Source organism: Streptomyces sp. NPDC058985, assembly GCF_042740985.1.
Taxonomy (GTDB): domain Bacteria; phylum Actinomycetota; class Actinomycetes; order Streptomycetales; family Streptomycetaceae; genus Streptomyces.
In genome coordinates this window covers 220174-239008 of record NZ_JBHYJX010000006.1, presented here as the reverse complement: position 1 = coordinate 239008, position 18835 = coordinate 220174, and the positions used below count along the sequence as shown (strand labels likewise).

At 73.0% G+C, this 18835-nt stretch carries 11 protein-coding genes and 1 pseudogene; 8 read left to right on the top strand and 4 right to left on the bottom strand.

Going from position 1 to position 18835, the window contains the following annotated elements; translation table 11 throughout:
* Positions 1–35 precede the first annotated feature (35 nt).
* On the bottom strand, positions 36–1562 hold the full coding sequence (gene eccB / locus ACFW01_RS07930) for a type VII secretion protein EccB (protein ID WP_234961457.1): 1527 nt from the start codon (positions 1560–1562) through the stop codon (positions 36–38).
* A 184-nt stretch (positions 1563–1746) separates the two neighbouring features.
* Between eccB and eccE the strand changes: the two genes are divergently transcribed.
* Positions 1747–3081: a type VII secretion protein EccE gene (eccE, locus tag ACFW01_RS07925; protein WP_384502632.1), complete on the top strand. Its 1335-nt coding sequence runs from the start codon at positions 1747–1749 to the stop codon at positions 3079–3081.
* Positions 3078–3878, top strand: coding sequence for a hypothetical protein (locus ACFW01_RS07920; RefSeq protein ID WP_234961458.1), 801 nt, complete (start codon positions 3078–3080; stop codon positions 3876–3878). The genes eccE and ACFW01_RS07920 overlap by 4 nt, the downstream gene beginning before the upstream one ends.
* Positions 3879–3914: 36 nt before the next feature.
* Here ACFW01_RS07920 and ACFW01_RS07915 read toward each other — a convergent pair whose 3' ends face one another.
* A complete protein-coding gene (locus ACFW01_RS07915) occupies positions 3915–5501 on the bottom strand; it encodes a PQQ-binding-like beta-propeller repeat protein (RefSeq protein WP_384502631.1) in 1587 nt (528 codons plus the stop codon).
* A 409-nt stretch (positions 5502–5910) separates the two neighbouring features.
* On the opposite strand from ACFW01_RS07915, the gene ACFW01_RS07910 reads away from it, so the two are divergent.
* The 6 genes from ACFW01_RS07910 to ACFW01_RS07885 all read left to right on the top strand — a co-directional run bounded on the left by ACFW01_RS07910 (position 5911) and on the right by ACFW01_RS07885 (position 15371).
* The gene (locus ACFW01_RS07910; protein WP_234961460.1) at positions 5911–9096 is read left to right on the top strand and encodes an SCO5717 family growth-regulating ATPase; all 3186 of its coding nucleotides are present in this window, start codon (positions 5911–5913) and stop codon (positions 9094–9096) included.
* A 304-nt stretch (positions 9097–9400) separates the two neighbouring features.
* A complete protein-coding gene (locus ACFW01_RS07905) occupies positions 9401–11260 on the top strand; it encodes an ABC transporter substrate-binding protein (protein ID WP_384502630.1) in 1860 nt (619 codons plus the stop codon).
* Positions 11253–12365: an ABC transporter permease gene (locus tag ACFW01_RS07900; RefSeq protein ID WP_234961462.1), complete on the top strand. Its 1113-nt coding sequence runs from the start codon at positions 11253–11255 to the stop codon at positions 12363–12365. The genes ACFW01_RS07905 and ACFW01_RS07900 overlap by 8 nt, the downstream gene beginning before the upstream one ends.
* Positions 12362–13294, top strand: a complete 933-nt coding sequence (locus ACFW01_RS07895; protein WP_234961463.1) for an ABC transporter permease — start codon at positions 12362–12364, stop codon at positions 13292–13294. Before ACFW01_RS07900 ends, ACFW01_RS07895 begins: the two co-directional genes overlap by 4 nt.
* Positions 13291–14331, top strand: coding sequence for an ABC transporter ATP-binding protein (locus ACFW01_RS07890; protein ID WP_234961464.1), 1041 nt, complete (start codon positions 13291–13293; stop codon positions 14329–14331). The genes ACFW01_RS07895 and ACFW01_RS07890 overlap by 4 nt, the downstream gene beginning before the upstream one ends.
* Positions 14328–15371 (top strand): ABC transporter ATP-binding protein, encoded by a 1044-nt coding sequence (locus ACFW01_RS07885; RefSeq protein ID WP_234961465.1) that lies wholly within the window; start codon positions 14328–14330, stop codon positions 15369–15371. The genes ACFW01_RS07890 and ACFW01_RS07885 overlap by 4 nt, the downstream gene beginning before the upstream one ends.
* Before the next feature lie 3 nt (positions 15372–15374).
* Here the strand turns inward: ACFW01_RS07885 and ACFW01_RS07880 are convergent, their stop codons facing one another.
* Together ACFW01_RS07880 and ACFW01_RS07875 are read right to left on the bottom strand one after the other, a co-directional pair.
* A complete protein-coding gene (locus tag ACFW01_RS07880; RefSeq protein WP_234961466.1) occupies positions 15375–16334 on the bottom strand; it encodes a bifunctional riboflavin kinase/FAD synthetase in 960 nt (319 codons plus the stop codon).
* A 99-nt stretch (positions 16335–16433) separates the two neighbouring features.
* Positions 16434–18835: pseudogene (locus ACFW01_RS07875) on the bottom strand (hypothetical protein); the annotation flags it as partial.

Below are 18835 nucleotides of genomic sequence, written 5' to 3'. Positions count from 1 at the left end.
TCTGGAGTTCAGACGTCGCGCGTCGGCCCACGGGGTCAGGAACCCTGCGGCTGCCGAGCGCTGTTGGTGTCCAGCCGCGGCCCCTTGGCCAGGAACTCCGACCATGCCAGCGGCACCTTTGCCGGGCGTACGTTCTGGTAGCCGAGCTTCACCTGTGCCTCGCTGGGCTCCGGGCTGCCGTCCGAGGTCTTCTTCCCGTCGTCGGTGCCGATGTCCGACCTGTCCGCGTCGCTGTCGCCGTTGGCCTGCACGGCGTACCTCAGGCCGGTGTCGGTGACGAGGAACAGCGCACCCGAGTTCGTGCCGGCGCCTTGGATCTGCGTGTACAGCAGGCCGGTGCCCGGGGTGACGTACGTGCTCGTGCCGCCGGAAGTGATCTCGGCCGGGTACTGCGTCCCGGCCCAGGTGCCGAGTGTGGTGTCGCCGTCGGAGTCCACCTTCTCGAGGACGCTGCACACCGTGTCTCGTCCCGCTCCCGCGGAGGTGGCGTTGACCTGGTGGACACGTTGTCCGGGCCAGTCGCCCGGCTGGCCCTCGAACGGCTCGGGGTCGGCGGTGAAGTCCTGCAGGCCCACGGTGCGGGCCTCGCCGTTCATGTTCAGCGCGGCCGTCTGGGGTGAGGTGATCAGGAGCCAGGCGGTGAACTCGGTGATCGGCTGTACCTTGCCCGGCAGGACGACGTAGTACTTCGTCCCCTCCCCGGTCTCCGTCTTCAGGACCGTGCCCACCTTGTTCTCCTGCGCCGACAGGGCGCCGGGCACGCCCGCCGGGGAGCCGATGGCGGGCGGGAGCCGGGGGAAGCGGATCGGATCGCCCTGGTGGAGCGTGCCGAGCCATTCCTTGGTGACGAGCTGCGGCTTGCGGGAGCCCACGAGCGCGGTGGTCAGCGCGTCGGACTCGGTGCCCGTGACACGGTAGGCGGTTCCCTCGGCGTCGACCAGGTACCGCTCGCCCGTGCGGGTGGCCACGTACAGCGTGTCGCCGCCCTTGAGCCGGCCCGCGTCCTCCGTCTTCGCGGCCTCCTGCGGGGCGAGGACGAACGTCGCCTCCTGAACGGTCTCCCCCTTGCCGCCGGGCTGTTCGCAGACCGCCCAGCGCTTGCCCCGGCCGGCCTCTTCGGCGGAGGGCAGCCGGTCGGGCGCGTACGGGATGCCCAGGATCGGGCCGCGCGGGATTTCTCCCGAGTCGAGGACGTCGTCGCTCACCTGGACGACCTCGTAGGTTCCGTCTTTCATGAGCAGCCGGGCGGAGGCCAGGTTCAGGACGGGGTGCAGGCGTGTGTCGCCGTCCGTCTTGAGAACGACATAGCGCGTTGTCGACTCCCTGCCCACGATGACCCGGGCACCGGGGTCGTCCCAGCCGGAGGGCGCCGTCGGCTGGAACATGCCCCAGGCTCCGAAGACGGCCAGGGTCAGCGCTCCGGCGACCAGGCTCGGCACCACCGTGCGCAACGGTTTGGGGGCGCCCTCCTCCGTTCCCGACGGCGACGGCTGGAGGAAGGCTGCCAGCAGGCGCCGCTTCGCAAAAGTGTAGGCGTTGAGCTCGTCCCGCCGTGATGTCATGAGTGACCGTCTCTCCCCGTGCCGGTCCGGGGACGGTTCCTCGTCCACCCCGTACTGACAGACCGGCCCCTACTATGCCTGCTGACGGTGCCGCCATGATCGGCGGGTAGGGTGTTCGGGTCTTCAAGAGCCGTGCGCGTCATCCATGTTGCAGCCGTCGGCTCGGCAGATTCGGGGGAACTGAATGATGGCTTCCGGGACACGTCCGCTGAACCGCGGCCGGACGCGGGCCCCGAGCCCCTCGACGTCCGCGCCGGACCGGAGCCGGCGGACGCCCGCCGCGGCGAACGGAGCCATTCCGGGCACCGCTCAATTGAGGGCGCGTCCCGGACGCGGCAGGTCGTCCAAGCTGCAACGACTGTTGCTGGTGGAACTCGCTCTGGCCGCCGTGCTCGTCGGCTGGGTCGTGGGCCAGGTGGCCATGGTGTCAGGCGCCGTACTCGCCGTCGTACTGGTACTGGTCGCCTTCGCCCGCCGACGCGGTCGGGCGGTCCCCGACTGGTTGTCCGCCGCTCAAGGGCTGCGGCAGCGGCTCAGGCGGGCCGGTGCCCTGGACGTACCGCCCGGGACGGAACCTGCTCTGGTGCCGGCTCTCGAGTGTGAGCCCGCGCTGCGCACCTACTCCTGCGGGGCACGCGATCGGCGTCCGGTGGGCGTCGTCGGGGACGGCACCTTCGTCACGGCCGTCATCCAGGTCGAGGCGGACGCCACCGCCCTGCGGGCCGAACGGAGCCGGCAGCCGTTGCCACTGGGAATCGTGCGCGATGCCCTTGAGGTGGACGGAATCCGGCTCGAGTCGGCGCAGATCGTGCTCCACACCCAGCCGGCTCCCGCCCTGCACCTGCCGCGGCAGTCGGTGGCGGTCGCCAACTACGCGCCTCTGCAGGAACGGACGGGCACCCCCGCCGTACGGCTCACGTGGGTCGCTCTGAAACTGGACCCGGAGTTGTGTACGGAGGCCGTGGCAGCGCGCGGGGGCGGGCTCGTCGGAGCGCAGAAGTGCGTGGCCCGCGCCGCCCACCACCTGGCCAGCAGGCTCACCGGCACCGGGTTCCGCGCCACCATTCTCGATGAGGAGGAACTCGTCACGGCTCTCGCCACCTCGATGTGCGCCAACCCCCTGGTGACCGCGGAAGCGGGACGCACCGAGCAGCGCCAGCCGCGGACCCGCGAGTCGGCGCGCAGCTGGCGTTGCGACAACCGTCGGCACACCACCTACTGGATCCGCCGGTGGCCCCAGCTGGGCGGTGATCAGGCATCCTCGCTGCCGCAGTTCGTCGCGGACGTGACATCGGTGCCGGCGCTGGCGACCACCTTCAGTCTCCGCCTGTCGCACGCCGGGCAGGAGGTGTCGCTGTGCGGGCACCTGCGGGTGACCGGCCGCAGTGACGACGAACTGGTCGCCGCTCGGCGGGCGCTGCAGGACACGGCCCGGCGGTCGGGCGCCGGACTGGCCCGGCTCGACCGTGAGCAACTGCCCGGCGTGCTGGCCACGCTGCCCCTGGGAGGCGCGCGATGAGTTCTCCGCCCACCCTGCCGGCCGACGGCGCGGACGGGACGGCACGAAGCGAGCCCGGGGCCGGCCCGTCGCCGGACCCGCGGCGCGGCCCCCGGCGTCTCCTGAGGGGTTTCGGGCTGTTGGGCCCACGGCACGGCGCGCATGCGGTCGCGGCCGCGGAACTGGACGCGCTCGCGCTGCCCCTCGGTGACGACGGCGTCGTCATCGGTGTGGACGCCGAGGGCCGTCCCGCCGTACTCGGCGTGAACAGGCCCACCCCGTACGACGTGGTCCTCATCGCCGGTCTGTGGACCGCCCAGGTGATCGCCCTCCGCGCTGCCGCGACCGGCGCGCGCGTCGCGGTGGAGACGGGACGCCCCCAGGCATGGACGCAGTTGGTCCACGCCATCGGCGGCGGGCAGAACGGACTGGCGGTGTACGACGTCGGCCGCGTGCCGCCGCAGGGCGCTTCGGCGGGCACGCCGGTACTGGTGGTGCGGGACTGCGGCATGCGGCCGCCACGCGGGCGGGTCGTCTCCGGCCCCTGGCAGTCGGTGTTCACGCTGTTGCCGTATCTCAGCCCGGTCGCTCCGCGGCTGATACGTCAGGCACGCTTGACGGGCGTCCAGCGGGTCTCTCCGGACGAGGCCGCTGAGTTGGGGCGCGTCCTGACCCTCTCCCGGGCCGAGACGGAGTCCTTGCCGACGCTCGCCGAAGGCATGACCCTCTGGTGCGCGGACCGGGACCGCCAGTACGTGATGACGCAGCCCACGGACGGAGAGAACGGGCTCCTGGGGATGCCGCGCCGGATGGACTGACCACCGGGCACGCCCCGTCCCTCCGGGCCGGGTCCGTCAGGACTGCGGCGGTGCGCTGCTTCCGATGCCCAGCACGAGGTAGCTCCATTGCTTGGTCTTGGCGTCGGCGGGACCGTTCGCGGCCTTGACACCGAAGAAGAGGCGCCCGTCCTGGACGACGATGTCGTTCTGGTCCGTCATCGTCATCAGCTGTGCCTCACTGGGAAGGCCGAAGTAGAGGTGCGGCACCTCCTCGTCCGTCCTCGGGTCCAGGGCGACGAGTGCGTTCGGTGCGATGTGGTCGTCGCTCAGGCGCAGGGCGAGGAGACGGTCACCGCTCATGCGCACCGGGTGGAGCAGGGCGCCCGGGCCGGAGTCGAACTTCTTGGTGGTCTTCCCGGTGGCGAGGTCGAAGCCGATGATCCAGTTGGACGTCTGCTTCTCGAGTTGGTCCTTGCTGCGGATGAAGACCTGGTCCTTGCCGACGGCGATGGTCGGGCAGTCGTCGATCAGGAGATAGTCGCTGTCCGTGCAGTCGGCCACGTAGGCGCCGTTGCGGAGACTGATGGTGGCACGGTTGCGGCCCTGGTCGTCGAGGGAGATGAGGTCGGTGATCCCGGTGGCACCGGCGGAGACGGCGACGACCGCCGGTTCGGCGGAGGGCACGTGGAGGCTGCGGACGCCCTCGGCGGCGGAATACGTCCACAGGGCCTCACCCGTGGCCGGGTCCAGCTTGCGCAGCTTGAAGGTGGCGGACCGCCACGTTCCCACCGAGAGGGGGTCGCCCCCGCTCCAGCACTGTTCCCGGACGATCAGCCCGCGGCCGCCGACGACGCCCATGTCCTGACACGGTGCCGTCGTCGTCGTGGACCAACGGGTGTCGCCGTTCTTCATGTCGTACCCGATGGAGCCGCCGCCCCAGGTGACGGCGACCGTGCCGTGCGCGAGGGCCACGCCGGGCCGGTCCTTTTCGGTGCCCGTGGCGTCACCCGACTCACGGCCCAACTGGGAGACTGGGAATCGTTCCTTCCAGAGCAGGCGGCCGTCGTCGAGGTCGACGAAAGCGACCTGATTGCACAGGGCCTCTTCCGCCCAGTCGTTCGCCCGGAAGAGGACGGCGGTGCGGTTGTCGCCGGTGACATGGAGTGTGTAGCCGCAGATTGGGCCGTCGAGCGCGAGCCGCCACTTCTCGTCGCCCGGCGCGGCGTCGGTGCCGATGCTCATGCCGACAAGCGTCTTGTTGATGCCCTTGGCGAGGATGCGGTCCGTGGCCCACATTCCGGGCATCTCCACATGTTCCCCTGGCTTCATGTCGTCCACGGAGAACCGGAAGGCCATCTTGCCGTTGATGCTCGCGGGCCGCTTCTCGACGGTCTCGCGGACGTCGAGTGGGCCCTGCGCGTGTGGAGCTCTCGACTTGTCCGACGCCTCGGAGTCTCCGCTGCCGCGTCCCCACAGCAACCAGCCGCCGGTGGCCAACGCCCCGGCGAGGATCACCGCGAGCAGCCCGATCAGCGGATTTCGGCGGCCCTTCCGCCCTGGACCGCCGCTGTCGTCGGGGCCGTGGCGGCCATGCCCGTTCTCGGTGGGTTCCGCCGGAGTTGCTGGGCCCGAGGGCATGGACGGGGGCGGGCCGAAGCTCACTCGGGGGCCTCTTCTTCCTGGGAATTCCGGCGGTTCTCAAGAAACCAACGCGACGGGACGACGGAGATCGGTACCAACTATGCCGGGTCCACGATCACTCGTTGGAAGCGGGTGGTGACGGACGGGGTCATCCTCCGTGCGGGGACAATCAGATGAAGCGCGCGGCACGTCCGAGTCGACTGTGACGCAACGGGCAGGACTTCGAGGGAGGGCGGGGGCTGCCGGGGCGGGGCTCGTGGTGATTAGGCTGGTGTCGGGCGCGACACGAGAACCCGTGAAGGGGGCGTCGGCGTCTCAGGGGGAAGAGCCGGTTCATCGGACGACCTCGAACGGCCTTGGACAACTTCGAATGACAAGCAAGGGTCGCCCCAGCACGGCTTGAGGGTGCTCGACCACACCAGGAGGAACTGTGAGCAGCGACCGGGACGGGAACCGCGGGGGCTGGGCTACACCCGGCGATGACCAGCCCGACGCGGAGTCCTCGATCGAGACGACCGGCGAGTTCACCATCGACTACGCGCCGCCCGCCTGGTACACGCAGAACGCGTCCAGTGAGAGCGAATCGGGGCAGGAGGACGAGGGGGCGGGGGCCGGTTCGCCGTCCCGTGCTTCTGGGGGTTCCGGTGCCTCCGACTCCGCTCCGGCCTCGCCCTCCGCTCCGCCTGCTCCCCGTGGTCCGGTTCCGCCGTTGCCGGGGCTGACCCCTCCCCCGCACGCGGCGCCGGCCGGCGGGCCTTCCGCTGTTCCGGCTCCCGCTCCGGGCGCGCCCTTCACGCCACCGCCTCCCGCGCCCGCGCCCGCGCCGGGTGCCCCGTACACGCCGCCTCCGCCGCCCGGTCCCGGGGCGCCCTTCACGCCGCCCGCGCCGCCTGCCGGGGGGCCGACCGGGGTGCCGCGGCTGCCGGTCGGGAGCGGGTTCGAGCCGCAGGCGCCGCAGCAGCAGCCGTCGGAGACGCCCGAACCGGAGCCGGCTCCTGAGCCCGAACCCGAGGTGCAGGCGCCGGAGGCCGCGCCCGCGCCCACCCCGAGTGCGGATTTCAGCTCCCCCACGGCCGTGCCGTCCTTCCCGGCCGGAGGGTTCCAGCTCCAGGCGCCCGCTGCCCCTCCGACTCAGGCGGCGGAGCCGCAGCCCGAAGCCGAACCGGAGCCGCAGCCCGAACCGGAACCGCAGCCCGAGCCTGCGCCGGAGCCGGAGCCGCAGCCCGAGCCCGAGCCCGAGCCCGCCAACGGTGATCTTGAGAGTGGCGCGACCATGCGCTTCTCCGCGGCCGCTCTCCAGCAGGAGATCGCCGAGCGTGCCGCCGCGGACACCGACACGGACACCGACACGGACACCGACGACGACGCCGTGGAACCGGAGGCCGAGGACGCCGAGCGCTCCGAGACCGGTGACGCCGACGAGGGCACGGAGGGTACGGACGACACCGCTGTCGGCGAGGTCGCCGACGCGGAGCCCGAGCCCGAGCCCCAGCCCGAGGACAGCGTCCCTTCGGTGGACGGGCCCGAGGACGACGCCCCGCAGGACGCCGTTCCCGAGGACGCGCCGCCCGCGGCACAGGCTGAGGTGCCGCCGGTGCCTCCGTCGTACCCGCCGGCCGCACCCGCCCCGGCCCACCAGTGGCCCGCGCAGCCGGCACCGGGCGCCCCGGAGCAGCCCGCCGTACCGGCCCAGCAGCCGCCGTTCCAGCCGCAGGCTCCGCAGCCGGCGCCCGCCGCATGGAACCCGCCGCCCGCGCAGCCCGCCCCGCAGGCCGGTTACGGCTTCCCGCAGCCCGGCGTCACGCCTCCGGCACCGCAGCCTCCGGCCCAGCAGCCGGGCGGCGCTCCCACGCCCGGGGCCGATGGCGGTTACGGCTTCCCGCAAACCGCCCCGCAGCCTCCCCAGCCGCACTCCCCCGCCCAGCCCGGTGCCTACGGGTTCCCGCAGGCACCGCAGGGGCAGTCGCAGCCCGACGCCGCTCAGGTTCCGTCGGCCGCGCCGCAGGCGACCCCACAGGGCTACGCCCCGCAGGTTCCGCCCGCCCAGCCGATGCCGCAGCCGGGCCAGGCACCGCAGTCGCCACCCCAGACACCCCAGCCGCCGCAGGCGATGCAGCCCGGTGCGCCCGGTCAGCCCGGTCAGCCCGACTATCAGCCGCAGCAGCACCAGCACCCCCAGGCACCGCAGCAGCAGCCTCACATCCCCCAGCAGCCTCAGGCACCCCAGCCGCACCCCCAGCAGCCAGCGCCGCAGCACCAGTACCCGCAGCAGCCGGACGCCCCGCAGCCCCCGCAGCAGCCCGTCGACCCCCGGCTCGGGGCCGCCTGGCCGCAGCCCATGCAGCACGACCAGCGTCAGCCCACCAACCCGGGTGCCGCGCCGCTCGGATACACCGCGGCCGTGGAGCTGTCGTCCGACCGGCTGCTCAACAACAAGCGGCAGAAGGCGAAGAGCAGCCGTCCGGCGGCCGGCGGTTCGCGGTTCAAGCTGGGCGGCAAGAAGGAGGAGGCCGAGCGGCAGCGGAAGCTGGATCTGATCCGCACCCCGGTGCTGTCCTGCTACCGCATCGCGGTCATCAGCCTCAAGGGCGGTGTCGGCAAGACGACCACCACCACCGCCCTCGGCTCCACGCTCGCCACCGAGCGGCAGGACAAGATCCTCGCCATCGACGCCAACCCGGACGCCGGCACGCTCGGCCGCCGCGTGCGCCGCGAGACCGGGGCCACCATCCGTGACCTCGTGCAGGCGATCCCGCACCTCAACTCGTACATGGACATCCGGCGGTTCACCTCGCAGGCCTCGTCCGGTCTCGAGATCATCGCCAACGACGTCGACCCGGCCGTGTCCACGACGTTCAACGACGAGGACTACCGGCGCGCGATCGACGTACTCGGCAAGCAGTACCCGGTCATCCTCACCGACTCGGGCACCGGGCTCCTCTACAGCGCGATGCGCGGCGTGCTGGACCTCGCCGACCAGCTGATCATCATCTCCACGCCCTCCGTGGACGGTGCGAGCAGCGCCAGTACGACCCTGGACTGGCTGTCCGCTCACGGATACGCCGACCTGGTGTCGCGGTCGATCACGGTCATCTCCGGGGTCCGCGAGACCGGCAAGATGATCAAGGTCGACGACATCGTGGGGCACTTCCAGACGCGGTGCCGGGGCGTCGTCGTGGTCCCCTTCGACGAGCACCTGTCCGCCGGTGCGGAGGTCGACCTCGACATGATGCGGCCGAAGGTGCGGGAGGCGTACTTCAACCTGGCGGCAATGGTCGCCGAGGACTTCGTCCGCCACCAGCAGTCGCACGGCCTGTGGACGTCCGACGGCAACCCGCCGCCGGTCGCCGCCCCGCCGATGCCGGGCCAGCAGCAGCCGATGCCGGGCCAGCCCCAGCCGGGCCATGCCTATCCGCAACAGCCCGGTCAGCCGTACCCGCAGCAGCCGGGGCAGGTGCCCCCGCAGCAGCCCGGCCAGCCGTACCCGCAGCAGCCCGGGCAGGTCCCGCCGCAGCAGCCCGGGCAGCCCTACCCCCAGCCCGGGCAGCCCCACCCCCAGCCCGGGTACGGGTATCCGCAGCAGGGGCAGACGCCTCCGCCCCCACCGCAGCAGTAGCCCGCCGGAGTCCCGAAGGCCCGCGTCGTCCCGGACGGCGCGGGCCTTCGCGTGTGCGCGGGCAGAACCGGTGAAGCACGGGCGTCAGGCTCTCACCAGGGAGGCGCCAGAGGTCTGTGCCAATGAGAGTGACGGGTTGGTCAACTCGCCGTTTCCGCAGGCCACATGGGGTTTGACGGGCCGTTGACGGGCGCAGACTGCCGCTGGTAGACACACACTTCATTCCGCGTTCACCACTGTTCAAGCCCGCCTCACGCGGGGGCGCCCGGCGTTCCCGTGTGCGATGACGCGAGGTCAGGTAGTCATGAGCACTCACGATCAGCACGGCAGTGGACGTACCGCCCCCCGCCGGTTCAGAGCCCGGCTCGTCGCCGCCGCGGGCGCCTGCGCGCTGCTCCTCACGTCGGGGGCGGTCGCTCCCGCGGCCACGGCCGAGGACGGCGACGGGGGCGGCGACAAGACGCTCACCGTCGCCGTGGCGCAGAGCGTCGACTCGCTCAGCCCCTTCCTGGCGGTACGCCTGCTCAGCACGAGCATCCACAAGCTGACATACGAGTACCTGACCAACTACGACGCCAAGGACAACCACGTCATCCCGGGTCTGGCGACCGAGTGGAAGGCGTCGTCCGACAAGCTGACCTGGACGTACACGATCCGCTCCGACTCCAAGTGGTCGGACGGGCGGCAGGCCACCGCCGAGGACGCGGCGTGGACGTTCAACAAGATGATGACCGACCAGGGCGCCGCCACCGCCAACGGCAGCTTCGTCGGCAACTTCGAGAAGGTGACCGCGCCCAGCCCGACCCAGCTGGTGATCCGGCTGAAGAAGCCGCAGGCCACGATGACCGCGCTGGACGTGCCGATCGTGCCCAAGCACGTCTGGGAGAAGGTCGGGGACTTCTCGAAGTTCAACAACGACAAGGACTTCCCGGTCGTCGGCAACGGGCCGTTCGTCCTCACGGACTACAAGCCGGACAGCTATGTGCGGCTCAAGGCCAACAAGGACTTCTGGCGGGGCGCCCCCAAGTTCGACCACCTGGTCTTCCGCTACTACAAGGACCAGGACGCCGCCGTCGCCGCCCTGCGCAAGGGCGAGGTGTCGTTCGTGGCCGGGTCGCCGTCCCTGACGCCCGCCCAGGCCGACTCCCTCAAGGGCGAGGAGAACATCCGCGTCAACGACGCCCCCGGCCGCCGTTTCTACGCCCTCGCCACCAACCCGGGCGCCCGGGCGAAGGACGGCACGAAGTTCGGTGACGGCGATCCCTCGCTCCTCGACCAGCGGGTGCGCAACGCGCTGTTCATGGCGGTGGACCGCGAGGCGATCGTCGACAAGGTGTTCCAGGGGCACGCCGTCGAGGGTGCGGGCTACATCCCGCCGCGCTTCTCGCAGTACTTCTACGAGCCGACGGCCGAACAGGAGCTGGCGTACGACCCGGCCGGGGCGGCGCGGCTGCTCGACGAGGCGGGCTATCGGACGAACGGCGACGGCAAGCGCGTCGGCAAGGACGGCAAGCCCCTGAACTACCGCGTCCTGTGCCACGCCACCGACCCGAACGACAAGGCGGTCGGCAAGTACCTCCAGGAGTGGTGGGGCGAGCTGGGCATCTCGATCACCCTCGACTGCCTCGACAACGTGACCGACCCGTGGCTGGCCGGCGAGTACGACCTCGCCTTCGACGGCTGGTCCGTCAACCCCGACCCGGACTTCGTGCTCTCCATCCACACCTGCGCGGCGCTCCCGGCGACGCCCAAGGACACCGGCGCCACCGACAACTTCATCTGCGACAAGCAGTACGACGACCTGTACGCCCGGCAGTTGGGCGAGTACGACGCCGGCGAGCGCGCGGACCTCGTCAAGCAGATGCAGTCCCGGCTCTACGACACCGGCTACATGAACGTGATGGCGTATCCGAACGCGGTCGAGGCCTACCGCACGGACCAGATCGAGTCGATCACCATCATGCCGTCCGACGCGGGCAACATCTACGGCCAGGACGGGTACTGGAGCTGGTGGTCGGCGGTCCCCGCGGACTCCGTTGGCTCCTCGGGCGGTTCGTCGTCGACGGGCACCGTGATCGGGATCGCCGCGGGTGTCGTCGTCCTCGCCGGCCTCGGGGTGCTCTTCGCCGTCCGCCGCCGTGCGACGGCGGACGACCGTGAGTAGCGCGACGGATTCCGCGCCCCCCGACTCCCCCGGCTCGCCCGGCTCCCCCGACTCGCCCCTCGCCGCGACCGGCGCCGCGCTCGGCAAGCGGCCGTCCGGGACGGAACGGGGGCGCGGGGGTCGCGCGGGCAGCGGCTATCCGCGGTACGTGGCGGGGAAGCTGGGCGGAGCGGTGGTCTCCCTCTTCGCCGTCCTGGTCACGAGCTTCTTCCTCTTCAGGCTGATCCCCGGCGACCCGGTGAAGTTCATGACCGGTGGCCGTCCGGTCTCGGCCGAGCAGCTCGCCGTCTACCGGGAGGAATTCGGGCTCGACCTGCCGCTGTGGCAGCAGTTCACGGACTACTGCCTCAAGGCGCTGAGCGGGGACCTCGGCACGTCGTACCAGTTCCACGCGCCGGTCACCGACAGAATCGTCGAGGCGCTGCCGAACACCCTGCTGCTCACCGGTACGGCCTTCGTGATCTACACCGCGCTGGGTGCCTTCCTCGGCACCCGGTCGGCGTGGCGGCACGGCGGGCTGGGCGACCGGCTCCACACCGGTCTGGCGCTGACGCTCTACTCCATCCCGTCGTTCTGGCTCGGGCTGCTGCTCATCATCGTCCTGTCGGTCGGCGTGGACCCGATTCCGGGACTGTTCCCGACCGGCGGCATGGAGTCGGGCGGCGAGAAGGGCTTCGCCCACGTGCTCGACGTCGCCCACCATCTCGTCCTCCCCGTGGTGACCCTGGTCGCCGTGGAGTACGGGCAGACGCTGCTGGTCACCCGGTCGGCGCTGCTGGACGAGATGGGCGGCGACTATCTGACGACCGCGCGGGCCAAGGGGCTCAGGGACGACCTCGTGCGGCGCCGGCACGCCGTGCCCAACGCGTTGCTGCCGACCGTGACGCTGGTCTTCGTCAATCTGGGCCGGACCGTGGCGGGTGTCATCCTCGTCGAGACCGTCTTCTCCTGGCCGGGGCTCGGCGGGCTGTTCTACCAGGCGCTGAGTGTGCCCGATCTGCCGTTGGTGCAGGGGCTGTTCTTCGTCTTCGCCGCCGCGGTGATCCTGATGAACACGCTGGCCGACCTCCTGTATCCGCTGCTCGACCCGAGGGTGGGCCGATGACCGCCGAGACCGCCGAGAGCCCCGCGAAGGGCGGTGCGCCCACTCCGCGCGCCCTCGCCCGGCGGCGGCGCCGTGCCTCCGTCGCGCGCTTCTGGAAGGAGTACCGCAGACACCGGGCGGGCCTTTTCGGGCTGGCCGCGCTGTCGCTGTTCGTGCTGGTCGCGCTCACCGCGCCGCTGACGGTCGGGGCGGACGTGGACAGCGTGACCGACGCCCCGGGGCAGCCGCTGGAGAGCCCGAGCGGCCGGTTCCCCCTGGGCACGGACCAGTTCGGGCGGAACCTGCTCGGCCTGCTGATCTGGGGCTCGCGCGTTTCCCTGCTCGTCGGGCTGCTCGCGGCCGCGCTGTCGGTGGCGATCGGCGCGGTCATCGGGATCACGGCCGGGCACTTCCGCGGGTGGTACGCCACGGTGATGATGCGGATCACGGACTGGTTCCTGGTGATGCCGACGCTGGTGCTGGCGATCGTGCTGGCGACGGTCATGTCCCGTTCCCTCGCCACGATCGTGCTGGCGATCGGGGTGACCACGTGGCCGACGACGGCGCGGCTGGTGCGGGCGCAGACGCTGGCGGTGGAGTCACGGCCGTACATCGAACGGGCGAAGGCGCTCGGCGGCGGGCACTGGCACATCATGTCCCGGCACGTGCTGCCCAACGTCATGCCGCTGGTCCTCGCGCAGACCACCCTGATCATCTCCTCCGCGATCCTGGCCGAGGCGACGCTGGCCTTCCTCGGGCTCGGAGACCCGACGGTGGTGTCCTGGGGCGGGCTGCTCCAGAACGCGCGGGAGGCGGGGTCGGTGAGTTCCGGCGACTGGTGGTACCTGGTGCCGCCGGGCGTCGGGATCGCGGTGGTGGCGCTGGCGTTCACGCTGTGCGGGCGTGCGGTGGAGGCCGTTCTCAATCCCAGGCTGGGGGTGTCCCGTTGAGTCTCCTGGAGGTACGGGACCTGAAGGTGACGTACGCCGGTGGCGCGGCCGCCGTGCGCGGGGTCGACCTGCGCCTCGACGCGGGCGGGAAGCTCGGCATCGCGGGCGAGTCCGGTTGCGGCAAGTCCACGCTCGCGCTGGCGCTGCTGCGGCTGCTGCCGCCCGGCGCCCGGACCGGCGGGGAGATCCTGCTGGACGGCGAGGACGTGCTGACCATGAAGTGGGGGCGGCTGCGGGCGGTGCGCTGGGCGGGGGCGTCGATCGTCTTCCAGGGCGCGATGCACTCCCTGAACGCCGTGCACCGCATCGGTGACCAGATCGCCGAGCCCGTCCTGCTGCACCGCCGGGCGACGGCGGCCGGCGCGCGCCGGAAGACGAGCGAGCTGCTGGAGCAGGTGGGGCTGCCCGCCTCGCGGGCGAGCGCCTACCCGCACGAGCTGTCCGGCGGGCAGCGGCAGCGCGTGATGATCGCGATGGCGCTGGCCTGCGAACCGCGTCTGATCGTCGCCGACGAGCCGACGACGGCGCTCGACGTGATGATCCAGGCGCAGATCCTGCGGCTGATCGAGGGTCTGGTCGGCGAGCAGGACGTCGGCCTGATCATGATCAGTCACGACCTCGCGGTACTGGCCGACACCTGCGACCGACTCGCGGTGATGTACGCGGGCCGGGTGGTCGAGGAGGGTCCGGCCCGGCAGGTCTACCAGGACGCCCGGCATCCGTACGGCCGCGCGCTGTCGTCGGCCTTCCCGACGATCGGCGACCCGGCCTCGCGGTTCGCGCCCCGCGGCCTGCCCGGCGACCCGCCCGACCCGACGGCGGTGCCCGCCGGCTGCGCCTTCCACCCCAGGTGCCCGGTCGCCCTGGACCTCTGCGCCACGGAGGACCAGGCACTGCGCGATGCGGGAGCCGGTCGGCGGGCGGCCTGCGTCCACGTGGGCGCGGAGGACGGCGCGGCGCCCGGCAGCACGGAGGCGGCCGCCCGTCCCTCCGGCGGCGCGGTGCCGAACGACGGAGTGAGGAGCAGTACCCCATGACGCCCACGACGCCCACCACGCCCCCGTTGCTGAGCGTCCAGGGGCTGCACGTCACGTTTCCCGGCCGGCGCGGGTCGGCCGACGCGCGGGCGGTGGACGGGGTCGATCTCGACATCCGGCGGGGCGAGATCGTCGCGCTGGTCGGCGAGTCGGGCTGCGGCAAGACGACCCTCGCGCGTTCCCTGCTCGGCCTGGTCCCGCCGACCGGGGGCCGCGTCACCTTCGACGGCGCCCCGCTCGCCCGCTCGGGCCGCGCGCTGAAGGCGTACCGCAAGCGGGCCCAGCTGGTCCTCCAGGACCCGAGCGGCTCGCTCAACCCGCGGCACACGGTGTACGACATCGTCGCCGAGGGCCTGCGCATCCACGGTCACGCGGGGGACGAGCGGACGGCGGTCGCCGAGGCCCTGTCCCGGGCCGGACTGCGGCCGCCCGAGCGGTTCTTCCTGCGCTACCCGCACGAGCTGTCCGGCGGCCAGCGGCAGCGGGTCGTCATCGCGGGCGCGCTGGTCCTTGAGCCGGAACTCCTCGTCGCGGACGAACCGGTGGCCTCCCTCGACGCGTCGGTACGCGGCGAGATCCTCGCGCTGCTGCTGCGGCTGCGCACCGAACTGGGCCTGTCGGCGCTGGTCGTGACCCACGACCTGGGCCTGGCCTGGAACATCGCCGACCGGGTGGCGGTGATGTACCTCGGCCGGATCATCGAGACGGGCCCGGTGGAACAGGTGCTGACGGCGCCCCGGCATCCGTACACGCGGGCGCTGCTGTCGGTCCTGCCGGAGGCGCCGGGCACGCCGGTCGTGCTCACCGGCGAGCCCCCGGACCCGTCGTTCATCCCCTCCGGCTGCCGCTTCCACGTCCGCTGCCAGGTGCTGACCGGCGGTGAGGCGGAGCGGGCCGGGGTGGCCGACGCGTGCCGGCACGGGGAGCTGGAGGTCCTGTCCGGCGGCGAGGGGGCCCAGGTCGCCTGCCACTGGGCCCGGTCGCGGGCGGAGCGGCCCGCGGCCGGAGCGGGCGACGAGGCGGCCGTCCGGCCGGGCTGAACGTCAGGGGCGGTGGACGTCCGACGCCGCGATGATCTCGCGGCACCTCTGGACGTCCTGGCCCATCTGCTCGAGGAGCGCGTCCAGGGTCTCGAACCTGGCCTGGCCGCGGACGAAGGCGAGGAAGTCGACGGCGACGTGCAGGCCGTACAGGTCGAGGTCCACGCGGTCGATGGCGTACGCCTCCACCGTGCGCTCGGTGCCCTCGAACTGCGGGTTGGTGCCGACCGAGATCGCGGCCGGCATCACCTCGCCCTGGGCGTGCAGCCAGCCGGCGTAGACGCCGTCGGCCGGGATCGCGGTGTGCGGGAGGGTCTCGACGTTGGCCGTCGGGAAGCCCATCTCGCGCCCCCGCTGGGCGCCGCGCACGACCACGCCCTCCACGCGGTGCGGGCGGCCCAGGATCTCCGCGGCGCCCCCGACGTCGCCCTCGGCGACCAGGCGGCGGGTCAGGGTGGAGGAGAACGGCTCGCCGCCGCCCGCGTCACCGGTCACGTACAGGTCGACGACCTCGACCTCGAAGTCGTAGACCTTGCCCTGCTCGGTGAGGAAGTCCACGTTGCCCGCGGCCTTGTGGCCGAAGCGGAAGTTGGGGCCCTCGACGACCGCCTTGGCGCGCAGCCGGTCGACCAGGACCTTCACCACGAAGTCCGCCGCGGAGAGCTTCGAGAACTCCGTCGTGAACGGCAGGATCAGCACCGCGTCCACGCCCAGGTCCGCCATCAGTTCGGCGCGGCGGTGGTGCGCGGCGAGCAGGGGCGGGTGGCTGCCGGGGCGGACGACCTCGCTGGGGTGCGGGTCGAAGGTGACGACGACGGCGGGGACGCCCAGCTCGCGGGCGCGGTCCACGGCGTGCTTGATGATCAGCTGGTGCCCGCGGTGGACGCCGTCGTAGGAGCCGATGGTGACGACGCTGCGCCCCCAGTCCTCGGGGATGTCCTCCAAGCCACGCCAGCGCTGCACTGTGTCTGCTCCTTGGTGGTTTCCGTGATCTCGATGGGTCCGGTGGCGACCCTTACGCAGGTACGCAGGTCTAAGGGTGCCATGCCGTCCGGGCCGGGGTCAGGCGGGGACCCGGGCTCCCGCGAGGTTCTCGATCGTGCGGCGGGCGCTGGGGCCGACCAGTGCGGCCCAGTCCGGCGGCGCGTCGGCCAGCCAGCCGGTCAGCCGGGTGGCGAAGCCCGGGAGGTGACGGGCCAGGTCGACCAGCCCTCGGTCGAAGCGGGTGGCTCCGTCGGGGGTGCGGACGAGGAGGAGACCGGTGCGGTGGACGAGGGCGCGCTGGTCCTCACCGGTGCACCGGGCGGCCGCGTACAGCAGCGCTTCCAGGACGGCGGGGGCCTGCTCGTGGGCGAGGAGGCGCTCGCGCAGTTCCCGGCGGAGCGGGCCGGCCGCGGCGGTGCCGTCGGCGGGGAGGACACCGGCGAGGGCGGCCCGCGCGGGCTCGGGTCCGTCGTCGAGGAGAGGGGTGACGAAGGGGAGGAGTACGGCGCGGTCGGCGGGGTCCCGGTCCAGGCGCCGGTCGACGTAGGCGGCCAGGTGTCCGGCGGTCTCGGGGCGGTCCGCGACGGCTCGCGCCACGAGGGCGGCCACCCGGCGGGCCAGCGCGGGGGTGGCGGCGTCGGCGAGCACGCGCAGCGCCTCCCCCGCTTCGGGGCCGCGCAGCCGGGCCCGGAAGGCTTCGAGGACGGCTTCCGGGTGCGTGGGCAGGGCGCTGGCCACCGCGCTCGGCGGGAGGTGGGGGTCGCCGGCCGCGAAGTGGTCCAGGACTCTCGGGAGGTGGCGTTCGCGGCTGTCCGGGTCGTGGACGAGCAGGGCGAGCGCGCCGCCGTGCAGCAGGCTGTCGGCGGGCCCGGCGAGCAGGACGAGGGCGGCGTGCCGGAGCAGGGTGCGGTCGGCGGCGGTGCGGGTGTGCGGGGCGGTGCGCAGGCCGTGGGTGACGGCGGCGCTCCGCCGCTCGGGGCGCTCGTCGCGCGCCCACCGCTCGACGGCGCGGCACAGGGCCGAGGGTTCCTCCTCGGCGAGGACGGCGAGCAGTTCGTCGGCCCGTCGGTGGGTGCTGTCGACGAGGACCTCGGTGAGTCCGTCCAGGCCGCGGTGACGGTGGGTGTGCAGCAGCGCCTGCGCGGCCGTCGCGACGGTGGCGTGCGGGGTGGCGGGCAGCGGCCGGTCGTCGTCGAACCAGCGGACGAGGAGCGGCTGTACGGCGCCGGGTGCCGCGGTGAGCAGTGCCGCGACGGTGTCGAGGTGGCGGGGGCCCGGTTCGCTCGGGGGGCCGTCGGCGAGGACCAGGCGGCGCAGCAGGTCCAGCCGGAGGGCGTCGGGCAGCCGCAGGCCCGTCCAGAAGGCGGGCCCGAACTCCGCCGGGGCCGGCCGTCCCTCTCCGCGCCGTTCCGCGAGGCCGTCGGCGAGGAGCCGCAGCACCTCCGTGTACGGCGTCGCGTCGGGCACGCGCGCGAGGACGCGGGTGAGCAGCCGGGGGGCCCACCAGGAGTGGGGGTCGGCGTCGAGGGCGTGCACCAGCTCCTCGAGGGTCAGGGCGAGTTGGAGGACGCCGTGCTGCCGGGCGAGGAGCAGGACGGCCTCGACGACGGGGCCGATGCGGTGGTGGGGCACCGGGAGGGTGTGCGTGTCGTGCGGGGTGCCGCGGCGGTGGACGAGGGCGCGCAGGGCCTCGTCCAGGTCGAGGTGGACGCCCTGGATCCAGTCGGCCAGCTCCTCGTGCGCGAAGCGGTAGCCGGGGCCCGCGGGGACGAGGAGGCCCTCGGCGAGCACGGCCGACGCCCAGCCGGTGCCGCCGCCGAGCCGGGCCGGGGCGGGCCCCCACGGGAACAGCGCCTCGAAGGACTCCCGGTCCAGCGCGCCCTGTCCGGGGCCGAGACTGCGCCGGGCGGCCTCGTGGACCTGCCCGGAGACCTTCGCGGCGAGACGGCGTACGGCGGTGCCGTGCAGGCCGTTCTCCCGGGCCAGGCGGGTCGCGACGCGCAGGCACATGAGGTCCAGGTACGCCTGGAAGACCTCGTCCCGGTCGACGGGTGCCGCGGGCAGGTCGAGGCCGACGTGCACCTCACCGAGCAGGCGCAGGGTGAGGGGGTGCCGGTCGTCGGGGGCGACGAGGGCGCCGTCCGGGACGCCATGGCGGGCGCGCGCCTCCCGGGCCTCTTCTTCGCCCAGGTCACCGAGTGGCACGCAGGGCGGCAGCACCGGCCGGGGGGCGGCCGGCTCCGGGCCGCCGAACCCCGACGTGGGTACGCCGAACGCCGTCCCGGCCCCCGGGCCTCCCAGGGGCGGCACCGACGGCCGGGGGAGGGTGGATGCCGGGTTCGGCGACCAGGGCCCTGGTCCGGTCCCCACCGCCCGAGCCGGCGGGCGTGCCCCGGCGACCGTCCAGGACGGCACGGGTACGGCGGCCCCGCCCTGGGCGACCGCCGTCCCGGCTCCGGGATGCCCCACGGGCGGCGCCG